The organism is Xanthobacter dioxanivorans, assembly GCF_016807805.1.
GTDB lineage: Bacteria > Pseudomonadota > Alphaproteobacteria > Rhizobiales > Xanthobacteraceae > Xanthobacter > Xanthobacter dioxanivorans.
On the sequence record NZ_CP063362.1, the window covers coordinates 1,192,534 to 1,204,410 of the forward strand.

The 11,877-nt window shown below is 65.8% G+C and carries 12 protein-coding genes and 1 pseudogene; 7 read left to right on the forward strand and 6 right to left on the reverse strand.

The annotated features are described in order from the left end of the window. Positions 1–33: 33 nt before the first annotated feature. A complete protein-coding gene (locus tag EZH22_RS05710) occupies positions 34–1,443 on the forward strand; it encodes an aldehyde dehydrogenase family protein (RefSeq protein WP_203194778.1) in 1,410 nt (469 codons plus the stop codon). 115 nt (positions 1,444–1,558) lie between these two features. On the opposite strand, the gene EZH22_RS05715 is transcribed toward EZH22_RS05710, so the two are convergent. Genes EZH22_RS05715 through EZH22_RS05725 form a run of 3 tightly spaced genes read right to left on the reverse strand, consistent with a single transcriptional unit; the run spans position 1,559 to position 3,009 of the window. Further along, positions 1,559–2,362, reverse strand: coding sequence for an SDR family NAD(P)-dependent oxidoreductase (locus EZH22_RS05715; protein WP_231711314.1), 804 nt, complete (start codon positions 2,360–2,362; stop codon positions 1,559–1,561). Beyond that, positions 2,362–2,787: an organic hydroperoxide resistance protein gene (locus tag EZH22_RS05720; protein WP_203194779.1), complete on the reverse strand. Its 426-nt coding sequence runs from the start codon at positions 2,785–2,787 to the stop codon at positions 2,362–2,364. Before EZH22_RS05720 ends, EZH22_RS05715 begins: the two co-directional genes overlap by 1 nt. Positions 2,788–2,814: 27 nt before the next feature. Then, positions 2,815–3,009, reverse strand: a complete 195-nt coding sequence (locus EZH22_RS05725; RefSeq protein ID WP_203194780.1) for a hypothetical protein — start codon at positions 3,007–3,009, stop codon at positions 2,815–2,817. A 290-nt stretch (positions 3,010–3,299) separates the two neighbouring features. Between EZH22_RS05725 and EZH22_RS05730 the strand changes: the two genes are divergently transcribed. From EZH22_RS05730 to EZH22_RS05755, 6 genes and pseudogenes are all read left to right on the forward strand, one after another. Then, a complete protein-coding gene (locus tag EZH22_RS05730) occupies positions 3,300–3,548 on the forward strand; it encodes a hypothetical protein (protein WP_203194781.1) in 249 nt (82 codons plus the stop codon). A 263-nt stretch (positions 3,549–3,811) separates the two neighbouring features. Further along, positions 3,812–4,186 carry a response regulator transcription factor gene (locus EZH22_RS05735; RefSeq protein WP_203194782.1) on the forward strand — a complete coding sequence of 125 codons (375 nt, stop codon included), beginning with the start codon at positions 3,812–3,814 and terminating at the stop codon, positions 4,184–4,186. Positions 4,187–4,799: 613 nt separating this feature from the next. Continuing rightward, on the forward strand, positions 4,800–6,191 hold the full coding sequence (locus EZH22_RS05740) for a sensor histidine kinase (RefSeq protein ID WP_231711315.1): 1,392 nt from the start codon (positions 4,800–4,802) through the stop codon (positions 6,189–6,191). Positions 6,192–6,322: 131 nt separating this feature from the next. Then, positions 6,323–6,475 (forward strand): annotated as a pseudogene (locus EZH22_RS05745) (LuxR C-terminal-related transcriptional regulator); the annotation flags it as partial. Positions 6,476–6,603: 128 nt separating this feature from the next. Continuing rightward, positions 6,604–7,833 (forward strand): HlyD family secretion protein, encoded by a 1,230-nt coding sequence (locus EZH22_RS05750; protein WP_203194785.1) that lies wholly within the window; start codon positions 6,604–6,606, stop codon positions 7,831–7,833. Between the two features lies 1 nt (position 7,834). Then, positions 7,835–9,403 carry an MDR family MFS transporter gene (locus EZH22_RS05755; protein WP_203194786.1) on the forward strand — a complete coding sequence of 523 codons (1,569 nt, stop codon included), beginning with the start codon at positions 7,835–7,837 and terminating at the stop codon, positions 9,401–9,403. 51 nt (positions 9,404–9,454) lie between these two features. Here EZH22_RS05755 and EZH22_RS05760 read toward each other — a convergent pair whose 3' ends face one another. The 3 genes from EZH22_RS05760 to mdcG are packed head-to-tail and all read right to left on the reverse strand — an operon-like array spanning position 9,455 to position 11,867. Further along, the gene (locus EZH22_RS05760) at positions 9,455–10,336 is read right to left on the reverse strand and encodes an acyltransferase domain-containing protein (protein ID WP_203194787.1); all 882 of its coding nucleotides are present in this window, start codon (positions 10,334–10,336) and stop codon (positions 9,455–9,457) included. A 47-nt stretch (positions 10,337–10,383) separates the two neighbouring features. Beyond that, positions 10,384–11,280 (reverse strand): triphosphoribosyl-dephospho-CoA synthase MdcB, encoded by an 897-nt coding sequence (mdcB, locus tag EZH22_RS05765; protein WP_203194788.1) that lies wholly within the window; start codon positions 11,278–11,280, stop codon positions 10,384–10,386. Continuing rightward, positions 11,256–11,867, reverse strand: a complete 612-nt coding sequence (gene mdcG / locus EZH22_RS05770) for a malonate decarboxylase holo-[acyl-carrier-protein] synthase (protein WP_231711316.1) — start codon at positions 11,865–11,867, stop codon at positions 11,256–11,258. Before mdcG ends, mdcB begins: the two co-directional genes overlap by 25 nt. Between the last annotated feature and the right edge of the window lie 10 nt (positions 11,868–11,877).

Sequence of the window (11,877 nt, forward strand, 5' to 3'; positions counted from 1 at the left end):
CGGCTCCGCGTCCGACGCCGGAGATTTTCGGAGATGGTGGTTTATAACCGTAACTTTATCGGCGGCCGGCGCATGGAGCCACTCGGCGGCGGTCTGTGCGAGGTTCGCTCGCCGTTCAACGGGGAATGGGTCGGCGTTGCACCCCTTGCCAGTCGTGCGGACGTGGACCTTGCCGTCCGCGCGGCACGGCACGCGATCGATGCCGGCGTCTGGTCGGGGCATCCGCTTTCGCAGCGCATGAATGTCGTCGAGCGGTTCCTGTCGTCCTATGTTGAACGCCTGCCGTCCCTGCTGACGCTCGTCACCCGCGAGAACGCGATACCGCTGCGCTTCAACGCTCTCCTCGGTGACGGTCTCGCCACTCAGGCCGCCACCTATCTCGAAGCCGCACGGTCCCGCACGCATGGATGCGGGAAGGCCGCGGAGGATATGACGATCACCTGTAAGCCGGCCGGGCTGGTGGCGGCCATGCCCGCCTGGAACGCGCCGCACACTATGGCGGTCGGCTGGCTCATCCCGGCGCTGCTCGCCGGCTGCGCGGTCATATTGGCCCTCAATCCCATTACCGCGCTGGACGGTCAGGTCATCGGTGAGCTGATGATGGAGGCCGGACTGCCCGAAGGCGTTCTCAGCATCCTCGTGACCGTGGGAGAGACGGCGGACCACCTTGCCGGGCATCCCGACGTCGACCGCGTGGCGCTTTCCACGTCCGGCCCGGACGGCCGGCGCCTCGCCTCCATCGCGTCGTCACGGTCAAACCCGCTGACGCTCGAGACCGGACGACGATCGGCGGCGATCATTCTTCCCGATGTCGACATCTCGTCGGCGGTCGAGGGCCTGCGCGACATCAGCCTGTTTGCCAGCGGCCAGTGGCCCGCGCGGCAGGATCGCTTCCTTGTGCCGCGCCATCGCCAAAGCGAGCTTGTCGCCGCCCTGCGCCAGGCGACCGGCCTGTTGCGGCTGGGCGATCCGCTGGCGCCCGATACCGATATCGGACCGCTCATCTCCCGGCAGCAGCGAAGCGCGGTCATGGACGCGATCGAACGCGGCGCCGCCGAGGGCGCCGAGCTCGTGCTCGGCGGGGCACCGGTCGACATAAGCGGCGCCATTGGCGCCTTCCTCCAGCCGGCCGTCCTTTCGAATACGCCCCCTCAGACGAGCATGACGCGGGAAACGATACGCCCGGTGATTCTGGTGATCCCTTATGACGAGATCGATCAGGCGATCCAGATCTCGAATGACGGTGGCTATGGCGCCAGCGCAGCCGTGGACCTCCGAGCCGGAGCTCGGGTGGTCGCTGGCCGGCTCGAGGTGGTTTCGATCAACGGCCCGGGCGGCGCGCAGCGCGAGGCTTCATCCCACCAAAACCTGAGGGGCATGGGCTGGATGCACAGCGTGCGCGGTCCCGATGAATTCATCGAATGGCAGGCGCTGTCGATGTGAAGAGGGCCGCCCGGACCCGGCGGCCCGGCCGGACGGACGTCCGCGCGATCACAGCCCGGCATGGCCTCGCGGAATCAAACCCGATTTCTCCAAAGGAGGTGCCGGGGTGTCGCCCTCAGATGGACATGCCGCCCGAAACCTCGATGCGCTGCGCATTGACCCAGCGGTTCGCTTCGGAGAGCAGGGAGGCAACCATGGGCCCGATGTCGTCCGGCTGTCCCACCCGGCCGAGCGCGGTCATCTCGGCGACGCGGCGGGCGATATCGGGATTGTCGCGCACCATGCCGCCGCTGAAATCGGTGGCGATGGCCCCGGGCGCAACGACGTTCACGGCGATGCCGCGCGGACCGAATTCCTTGGCCATGTAGCGCGTCAGGACCTCCACAGCCCCCTTCATCGCGCCGTAGGGCGCACTGCCGGGAACGACGATGCGGGTCAGGCCGGAGGAAAAATTGACGATGCGTCCGCCGTCCCGGATAAGCGGCAGCAGTTTCTGCGTCAGAAAAAACACGCCCTTGAAATGGATATTGTAGAGCGCGTCCAGTTCTTCTTCCGTCGTTTGCTCGATTGAGTTGTGGTGCGCGGTGCCGGCATTGTTGACCAGATAGTCGAAACGGTCGGCACCCAGCTCGGCGAGGGCTTGGCGCACACGCGCCACAAAACCGTCGAACGATGCGATGTCGCAGGTATCGAGCGGCAGCGCGATCGACTGGCAACCGTGCTCCGCCACTTCGCTGCGGACCCGGTCGGCCTCGACGCGGTTCGCGCGATAGGTGAAGATCGTTTTCACTCCGTTCTTGGCCAGGGCGAGCACGGTGTTGCGCCCGAGTCCACGGCTCCCGCCGGTGATGATCGCGACCTTGCCCGAAGGCGCAGTATCCAAACTGTCGGCCATGTCTTCTTCCACATCCGTGGTCATCACCGCACCCTCACCGTCTTGGTGACATCCACATTGCCGCGAATGGCATTGGAATAGGGGCAGATGGCGTCGGCGCCGTGCACGAGTTGCTCGGCCATTGCCTGATCGAGCCCTGCCAAGGTGATGGCGAGTGCCGCATGCAGCACGAAGGCATCGGCCTCGTTGCGGCTCAGCCCGATCTCTGCGACCACTTCGACGTCTCCATCAGCAAAACGGTGGCCGGACTCCCGCGCCACGCGCAGCAGCGCATTCTCGAAGCAGGCCGCGTAGCCGCCGGCAAAAAGCTGCTCGGGATTGGTGGCACCGCCCATGCCGCCCAGCTCCTTCGGGAGGGCGAGCTTGAGATCGAGGATGCCGTCCTCGCTCCGGATCGTACCCTTGCGGCCCCCGGTCGCGGTGACCTTTGTGGTGTAAAGAATGGTCATGAGTGAAACCTTCCTATGGGAGGGTGGTTAGGCCTGCGGGGCAATGAGAACGCTCGCCGGAGCAGGCAGGCTTGCCTGAACGCCCGCGGCTCCGTTCGTCTGCGCGAGCGCGGCTGCATCCTGCCCCTGCATCAGGACAGGATCTGCCGGAGACATCTCGACGCCCATGAGAACGAAAACAAGCGCGCCAAGAATGATCGTCAGCTTAGATGCGGTGTGCATGGTGGCCCCTCCGCCTGTTGACCAGATCATTGCGAGGATCGTGTCTCACCGGCTATCAGCCATAGGGTATCCGGCCTAACCCTTGCGTATGGGCGTCTCATCCGCAGATCCTTCGACACGCCCCCCGATGTCGGCGGGCGGGCCTTACCGTCGAATTTCCATGCCAGGCGCCTGAACTATACCCAAGGATGGCGAGTCAGAAACCAACGGACGCAAAACAAAACATATGTAGAATTATATTCCAGATATCGTCCGGGTACATTCTCCTCACTCAACTGGGAGTGAGCACAATGAATACATTCACGAAGACCCTGGCGATCATTTCCACCTTCACGGTGATCGCTGCGTCCACCACCGCCTTCGCGGGTCCCAATATCGGCCCCGAGAATGCGGAGCAGTATCGCGTCTCCGCCCAGGAAACGCTGAGCCCCTACGCCCCTGCGAATCCGCTGCTGGTCTTGCAGAGCGCCCAGCAGGCGCCGCTTCACCAGGAGGTCGATCCTCACTGGGGCCCCGCCTTCGATCCGGACGTGGAGTGATCCCCATCCCTCCGCGCGGAAGCGGTCGCCGCCGGATCGGCGGCCTCGCATGAGCGACCTGAACAGGCGGGCGCGACATCGCCCGCCTATTGAACGCGTTTGTGCGTGCATCGCAGGACGGATCCGGCAGTCAATAAGTCCTTCCCACTGAGGTCAACAAACGACCGTATGATTTAACTTTCCGGCATTTAGGGTCATCTTCCCCGAAACGCGGATGCGCCGGCGCCAGGCACGAAGCGACGGTCGACGAAAGGATTTTTCAAGTGTCCGATCACCCGATCATAACCATCGTTGACGACGACGAAGCGGTGCGCACGGCCCTTGAGAGCCTCGTCCGGTCCTTGGGCCTGCGTGCCAGCACGTTCGCCTCGGCCGATGCGTTCCTCAATTCCGAACGGGTGCACGACACATCCTGCCTGATCACCGACATCCAGATGCCAAGCATATCCGGCATCGAGTTGCAGGCGAGATTGAGGGCGCAGGGCAATATGGTGCCGATGATCTTCATCACTGCGTTTCCGGAGGAGCGTGTCCGGCGCCGGGCCATGACGGCGGGAGCCGTGGGCTTTCTGAGCAAGCCGTTCGACGGCAGTGCCATCATCGACTGCATCGACCGCGCGCTTGGCGCCCCCGCATGATATCCGCGGACATCGTGTGACGGGTGATCAGAAGCTGCCAGGCTGCTATCTGGCGGACAGCAGGAGCAGCCCGATCTCTATCAGGGCGCTGTTCAGGATCGCGCAGGCGTCGACCATCCCGCGCCGAGGCTGCAATGCCAGGAACCTGCCACCCCAGGGCCACCCCAGGAACCTGCCACGCCAAAATCCGGGGTCTTCAGCCAGCGCGGTCGCGCCGAGCGGGCAGCCAACCCGCCAAGGATCAAGCAGAGAGAAAGAGAGGGACACTCACACGGCGGCTCCGAGACATCACCACGGGAATCGGCGCTGCCTTGAAGCACCAGCCATGGTTCCCCGCCGCGGCAAAGACCGGAGCCGCACCCGGAGCGACCTGCGATTTCGACACCCAAGGGTGGTTCGACAAGACAGATGGTCAGAAAACTCGCAATCTTCCAAAAGCATATGTGCGCGGCATCCGCGTGCGGCATCCGCATGCACTTGCCAAACGCGCTGAACTTCGCAGCTTCGATCTGAAGCCACGCCAATCGCCGAGGACGGAATGTCCGGTTCACAGGGTGCCGCAGGTTCCAGCCGGCCTGAGGGGCAGCCATCGAGGGGGTGGCTCATACCGTCCATGGCGGCGGGGCTCGCGGCGGCGATCTTCATTATCGATACGCTGTCCCCGCTGGATATGGCGATCGCGGTGCTCTACGTCGGCGTTGTCCTGTTTTCCGCCAGCTTCCTGGAGCGCCGCAGCCTGCTGCTGGTGGGCGGCGCCTGCATTTGCCTCACGTTGCTGAGCTTCACCATCATTCACGGGCAGGACTATGGTCTCGCCGCCGCCATGCGAAGCGTCGTAAGCATCACGGCCATCACCGTGACCACCCTGCTGTCGCTCCGAAACCAGGCGGCGACCCGTTCGCTGCGCGAGCAGGCCGACCTGCTCGACCTTACGCACGACGCCATCTTCGTGCGCGACGATACCGACACCATCACCTATTGGAACCATGGCGCCGAGAAGCTCTATGGCTGGTCAGGGGACGAGGCCGTGGGCCGGAAGGCGGCGGAATTGCTGCAGACCGTCTTCCCCTCGCCGACGTCGGAGATCAATGCCGAGATCCATCGCACCGGAAGGTGGGAAGGCGAGCTTGTCCACGTCACCAGAGGCGGCGACCGCCTGGTGATCATGAGCCGCTGGTCGCTTCAGCGCGACGAGCGCGGCCGGCCTTTGGCCACCATGGAGACGAACAGCGACATCACCGCGCGCAAGCGGGCCGAAAACGCGCTTCACCAGGCGCAGGCGGAGCTGGCGCACGTAACGCGCATCACCACCATGGGCGGGATGACGGCGTCCATCGCCCACGAAGTCAACCAGCCGCTCGCCGCCGTGGTCACCAATGGCGAAGCGTGCCTGCGTTGGCTTGGACGGACGGTTCCAGACATCGAGGAGGCGCAGGCGGCGGTCGAGCAGATGATCCGCAACGGCCGCAGGGCCAGCGACGTGGTGGCCCGGCTGCGATCTCTTGCGCGTCGCAGCGACCCGCTTCACGTGGCGACCGACATCAACGAAGTGGTGGACGATGTCCTCCTTCTGCTTGAGCGGGAGCTGTCGAACAATCGTGTGTCGTGCGATCTTTCCCTTGGCGCAGATCTGCCTCCCGTCCTTGGCGACCGGGTCCAGCTCCAGCAGGTCACCATCAATCTCGCCTTGAATGCCCTTCAGGCCATGGAGGCGGTTCCTGAAGGCCAGCGCCATCTGAAGATCCGCACGGCCCTCGCCGACACGGACGTCGATAAGGCCGTCATTATCGAGGTTCGAGACAGCGGCCCCGGCGTAAACCCGCAGAGTTTGCCTATGCTGTTCGACGCCTTCTACAGCACCAAGAAGGACGGGATGGGCATGGGCCTGTCGATCTCGCGATCGATTATCGAAGCCCATGCTGGCCGCATTTCCGCTGCGTTGAACGATGAAGGCGGAATGTGCTTCAAAGTGTTGCTGCCTGTGATTGAGAAAGCCGGATCGTGACCACCCGCCCGCCATCCCACGCAATCCACGGAGCCGTTCGTTATCGTGGTCGACGACGACCCGGCGCTGCGTGAGGCGCTTTCCAGCCTGTTCCGGTCCTTCGGCCTGAAGGTGGAGCCTTTCGCCTCTGCCTGATGGACAAGCCGCTGGCGGCGGAGGTGGGCCTCAGCGAGATCACGGTGAAGATCCACCGCGGGCACGTGATGCGGAAGATGGAAGCCCGCTCATTGGCGGACCTTGTCCGCGTGGCGGAGGCCCCGGGCCTTTCGAGCGCCAGGAAGTAAGCGTCGGCCATGACCGCGGAGGGCCTCCTCGCCGTGCTCCTGCGATAGGGACGTGGGCTTCGGAAAGACCCGGCACGGGTCCCGTCCGATGATGTCCCCACGATACCCGACCTCCTGGAGGGCGACCCATGAACATCGCGGTGAATCCATCTCCCGCCACCGCCAAGCGTGTCTTGCCGTCGGTCGGCCCGACCGATGCGCCACCGCTTGCTCCGCCGCCCGCGGCGCAGCGGCCGGCCCGCTCCCGATTTCGCTTGCTCCTGGTGAGTGCCGCAGGGCTTCTGGCGCTTTGCGGCCTCGCTTATGCCGGGTTCGAATACTGGACGTCATGGCGGTTCGAGCAGACGACCGACGATGCCTATGTGCAGGCGGACGTTGTCACCATCGCGCCCAAGGTTTCCGGCTATCTGCGCACCGTCGAGGTGAACGACAACCAGCCGGTCAAGGCCGGCGACATCCTGGCGACCATCGACCCGCGCGACTATGAGGCCAGCGTCAACCAGGCCCTGGCCGATGTCACCCAGGCCACGGCCAGCATCGCGAACTTTACCGCGCAGATCGCAGAGCAGCAGGCGCTGATCGACGAGGCGCGAGCCACCATCGATGTAGATCAGGCCGCCGAGCTCTATGCGGAGCAGAATGACAAGCGCTACGCCACGCTCGCCAATGCGGGCTATGGCAGCATCCAGAATGCCCAGCAGGCGGCATCGGCCGGCGCGCAGGCGAAGGCAGCCCTGGCCAGGGACAAGGCCGCCCTGCTGGCGGCCCAGAAGCAGGTCGATACGCTGAAGGCCCAGTTGGAGCAGGCCAAGGCGACCCTTGCGCACAACGAGGCCGTCCTCGACCAGGCACAGCTCAATCTCGGCTATACGAAATTGCGCGCCCCCGTCGACGGCGTTGTGGGTGCCCGCACGCTGCGCGTCGGCCAGTTTGTGCAGCCCGGCACGCAGCTCCTCGCCCTCGTCCCGCTGCAGGCGACCTATATCGTCGCGAACTACAAGGAGACGCAGCTCACCGACGTGAGGCGCGGCCAGCCGGTGAGCATTTCCGTGGACACGTTCCCCGGCACCTCCGTGCGAGGCGTGGTGAACAGCGTCGCGCCGGCGAGCGGGCAGGAATTCGCTCTACTTCCGCCGGACAATGCCACGGGCAATTTCACCAAGATCGTCCAGCGCATCCCGGTGAAGGTCACCATTGACCGCGCCGATCCGCTGGCCGGCCGGCTTCTGCCGGGCATGTCGGTGACCACTACCATTTCGGTGCGGGAACAGCCCCGTCCTCCTGCGGCGGCGCTCGATATGGCAGCGCCCACCATGGCGCCCTCCACCCAAGGCATGCTCGCAAAGGGGGAGGAGTGACATGGACGCCCGCGCGCAGGACGGACCGAAGGGCGCGAACCTTCGCACCTGGATCGCAGTGACCGGCTGCATGCTCGGCGCGCTCATCGCAGTCCTCGACATCCAGATCACCAATTCCTCCCTTCCGCAAATCGAAGGCGGCATCAGCACCGGCTCGGACAATGGGACGTGGATCTCCACCTCCTATCTCATCGGCGAAATCATCATGATCCCGCTGACGGACTATCTGAGCCGCGTCTTCAGCTTCCGCCGCCTGCTGATCGGCAATGCCACGCTGTTCCTGATCTTTTCGGTGGGCTGCGCGTTCGCCACCAGCCTCAGCCAGATGATCGTGCTGCGCGGCCTTCAGGGATTCAGCGGCGGCGTGATGATCCCGATGGCCTTCACGATCATTCTGACGAAGCTGCCGCTCCACCAGCGGCCTTTGGGCATTGCTGCCTTCGCAATGACGGCCACCTTCGGGCCTTCCATTGGCCCCACCATCGGGGGCTACCTGACCGAGCATTACGGCTGGCAATATGTGTTCTTCGTCAACATCATCCCCGGCGCGGTGATGCTCGCGTTGCTTTTTCCGACGCTCGAGCGCGCGCCCATGCGGCTTGATCTTCTGAAGGAAGGCGATTGGTTCGGCATCGCCTTCATGGCGGTCGGCTTGGGGGCGCTCCAGACGGTGCTGGACGAAGGCAACCAGAAGGGCTGGTTCGGCTCCCCCGAGATCCTGCACTTGTCGGCGGTGGCTGTGGTCTGCCTCGCCATCTTCGTCGCCATCGAGCTCACCATTGAGAAGCCGGCCGTCCAGCTGCGTCTGCTGACAGGACGCAATTTCGGCTTCGGCACGCTCGCCAACACCATGGTGGGCTGCGCCCTGTTCGGCTCGGTCTTCGTGCTGCCCAGCTATCTCGATGAGGTCCAGGGCTATAATGCCGAACAGATCGGCATGGTCCTGGCCTGGGTGGGGCTGCCGCAGCTCCTCATCATTCCCTTCGTGCCGCAGCTGCTGAAGCGTTTCGATTCCCGCGCCATCGTCTGTGTCGGGCTCGCCATCTTCGCGGCGAGCTGCTTCATGAACACCCATCTGGATCTCGACGTCGGCGGCGACCAACTGATCTGGACCAACATCGTCCGAGCGCTGGGGCAGGCGATCGTGCTCTCGCCCTTGACGGGCATCGCCATGCTCGGCATTTCGCCAGCCCAGTCCGCCGCCGCCTCAGGCATCTTCAACATGATGCGCAGCCTGGGCGGTGCCGTCGGCACGGCTGCACTTGCCACCGTGATCAGCAAGCGCGAGCAATTCCACTCCAACATCATCGGGCAGTCGGCGACGCCTTATCGCGAGACGACACGCGGCTTCCTGGAGCAGATGCAGGACTATTTCCTCCAGCACGGCATACCGGACCCGCAGCGGGCTTATCACCAGGCCGAAATCCTGCTCGGCCAGCTGGTGGCCAAGCAGGCGCTCGTCATGGCCTTTTCCGACACGTTCGCCGTGCTCGGCGGCGTTCTCCTCCTTGCGGCCGGCGCCGTCATGCTCACGCGTAAAGCGGTCGCGAGCGGGCCGGTAAAGGGATAATCACGTCGCTCGAATGAGATCCGTTGTGGGCGATGGATTCCCCGTGCGGGTTCAGGGCGCCGATGCGACCCAGCGGCGTAGCCCTTCCGCGGTGCGGAAGTCGGCGACGCTGCGCGCCGGTATGCCGGGCGCAAGTTCGCCCGCCATCCGCGCCAGCGCATTGCCGGGGCCGAGTTCGAGCATGCGGGCGGGGCGCGCGGCACGGCAGGCATCCATGCAGCCCGCCCAGTCGACGGTTGTGGATACCTGCGCGGCCAGCTTGGGGAGACCTTCGATGAGGCTGCGAACCGGCATGCCGTCAATTCCGCTGATCAGCCGGACCCCATCCGGCAGGGCCGCATCTGCCATGTTTTGCGTGAGCACCGCGGCGAAGCGCGCGCTTGCTGCCGCAAGCAGCGGCGTGTGTGAGGCCACGTGGATGGGCAGCATCGTCGCGCGGGTGGCGCCACGGCCCGCAGCGTCCGCCAAAGCGGCCTGAAGGCCGGCTGCGCCGCCGCCGACGATGAAATGCGATGGGCCGTTGATGATGGCGATGTGGAGTGCGTGAGTGCGGCAGATCCCGTCGATCACATGGCCGGGCAAACCGACGATGGCGGCAAGCCCGCAAGGCTCGTGCGTCTCTTCGTCCATGAGGGCGGCACGGCGCGCCACCAGATGAAAAGCCGTCTTCACATCGATGATGCCCGCGACCGCCCAGGCCGGCACTTCTCCGGCGCTATAGCCGGCAATGACGAGCGGGCGCGGCGCGGCAGGACCGATCACGGCCCAGGCCGCCAACACCGCCGCGCAGCACAGCACCTGGGCGACATCGTTTCGATGGATGACCTCCTCGCCTTGCCGCACGAGATCACGCGGATCACGGCCGCCGAGGACCGCGGCAGCCGCCGCGAAGACGGGCGCCGCCGCCGGCTCGGATGCGGCCAGCTCGAACATGCCGGGGCCCTGGCCGCCCTGCCCCGAACATAGAATGACAATGCCGCTCAAGACGCGCGCTCAATGCGGTCGAGGAAGATCGTCACGGCGAGAAGATCGGCCGAGCCGCCGGGACTGAGGCGTCGTGCGACAAACCGACGGTGGACGGCGATGGCGTGGGCGAGCCAGTCCGCCCGGCCCACGCCGCCGGCAAGGAGGAAACGACGCGCATCGGCGTGTGCGTCCGCCAGACCCTCGGGGCCGCCGCGATGGAGCAGGTTGGTGTCCTCCATCGCCGCCAAAAGCGCGAAGAAGGTATGCACGCGCGCAGCGTCCTCGTTGCCTGCGCGTACCCGTCCGGCTCGCAGCGCCGGCAGGCCGATGTCCCGGGCGTGAGGGAAACCCTGCGCCGCCTCCGACCGCGCTCCGCCGGCGCCGTAGCGCCGCAGCGCACCGCTGCCGTGGCTGTTGAGCGGAATGGGACCGCGCAGGATCTCGCTGCCCCAACGCATGCCGACCGCCAGCATCAGCCGTTCGGCCGAAAGGGGGGAGCTCCCGGCGCCCGCTGCGCCTGCAGCCGCGCAGAGCAGCCCCAGCGCAAAGATGGCCCCGCGATGGGTGTTCACCCCGCCGGTGGCAGCGAGCATGGCGTCTTCCGCGCGCCGGCCGATCCGGCGCAACGTGTTCATGTCGGCATCGGCCGAGCCCGCGACGGCCAACTCGGTATAAAAGGGGCGCAGCGCGGCGATGCTGCGCAGGAACGTCCCGTAGTCCATGTCATCATGGCTGCCATTGTCGAACGGGCTGACGAGGCCGGGCTTCGGCCAGGTGTCCAGTTCGGCAAGCAGCGCATCGGCCGCCATCTGGCCGATCCTGTCCGCATCGACGGGCGCGAGCGGCGCCAGGCCCTGCGTCGGAGCGCGCTTCGGCAAGTCTGCGGTCACGCGAAGAGGCGTCGTGCGCATCTGAGTTCCGCTCCGTGCATGGATTTGACCAGGACTGTGCCGCCCGAGCGGACAAGCTGACTGTGCAGCTCGCGCCAGTTCACGGCTTCGCCGGTGGGCAGGACGATCTCGCCATCAAGCCGGGCCGGACCCGCGGTATCGAGCGCAACGAGATTTTCCAGCAATTCGTCCAGCCTATCTGGGCGCGGCGCCGGCCAGAGCAGATCGATATCCGAGCCGGGCCGCAGATAGGCGAGCCCCGTCAGATGTTGCCAGAGCAGCGCCCCGAAGACGGATGACCGCAATCCAAGCCGAGCCCCGAGGGCCGCGACGGCCACCAGCTGTGGCCGCAGGGGGGCGAGGGCCGAGCGTGCGGCCTCGGCCGGTGAGACGGCCGCGACGGCCTTCATCCCGCTGTCGGCGGGAAGGAAGAAGCCGAGCCTCAGCTTGCCGAGCCCGGGCGGCAGCGGCAGTCCGACCGCGACGTCGTCCCCGTCGTTCACGCCGCAGCGGCGCACGATCACCGGCCAACCGCGCCCGGCCCAGCCCTCGACCAGTTGCCGGGCCTCCCCAGCGAGAGCGTCGAGGCCATTCGTGGCGGCGAGCATGCCGCGCCAC

What these genes read in the sequence shown, in the direction of transcription:
- EZH22_RS05755 (WP_203194786.1), top strand. Translation starts at nt 7,835, where the DNA reads ATGGACGCCCGCGCGCAGGACGGACCGAAGGGCGCGAACCTTCGCACC.
- EZH22_RS05710 (WP_203194778.1), top strand. Translation starts at nt 34, where the DNA reads ATGGTGGTTTATAACCGTAACTTTATCGGCGGCCGGCGCATGGAGCCA.
- EZH22_RS05715 (WP_231711314.1), bottom strand. Translation starts at nt 2,362, where the DNA reads ATGACCACGGATGTGGAAGAAGACATGGCCGACAGTTTGGATACTGCG.
- EZH22_RS05760 (WP_203194787.1), bottom strand. Translation starts at nt 10,336, where the DNA reads ATGTTCGAGCTGGCCGCATCCGAGCCGGCGGCGGCGCCCGTCTTCGCG.
- EZH22_RS05725 (WP_203194780.1), bottom strand. Translation starts at nt 3,009, where the DNA reads ATGCACACCGCATCTAAGCTGACGATCATTCTTGGCGCGCTTGTTTTC.
- EZH22_RS05750 (WP_203194785.1), top strand. Translation starts at nt 6,604, where the DNA reads ATGAACATCGCGGTGAATCCATCTCCCGCCACCGCCAAGCGTGTCTTG.
- mdcG (WP_231711316.1), bottom strand. Translation starts at nt 11,867, where the DNA reads ATGCTCGCCGCCACGAATGGCCTCGACGCTCTCGCTGGGGAGGCCCGG.
- EZH22_RS05740 (WP_231711315.1), top strand. Translation starts at nt 4,800, where the DNA reads ATGGCGGCGGGGCTCGCGGCGGCGATCTTCATTATCGATACGCTGTCC.
- EZH22_RS05720 (WP_203194779.1), bottom strand. Translation starts at nt 2,787, where the DNA reads ATGACCATTCTTTACACCACAAAGGTCACCGCGACCGGGGGCCGCAAG.
- mdcB (WP_203194788.1), bottom strand. Translation starts at nt 11,280, where the DNA reads ATGCGCACGACGCCTCTTCGCGTGACCGCAGACTTGCCGAAGCGCGCT.
- EZH22_RS05730 (WP_203194781.1), top strand. Translation starts at nt 3,300, where the DNA reads ATGAATACATTCACGAAGACCCTGGCGATCATTTCCACCTTCACGGTG.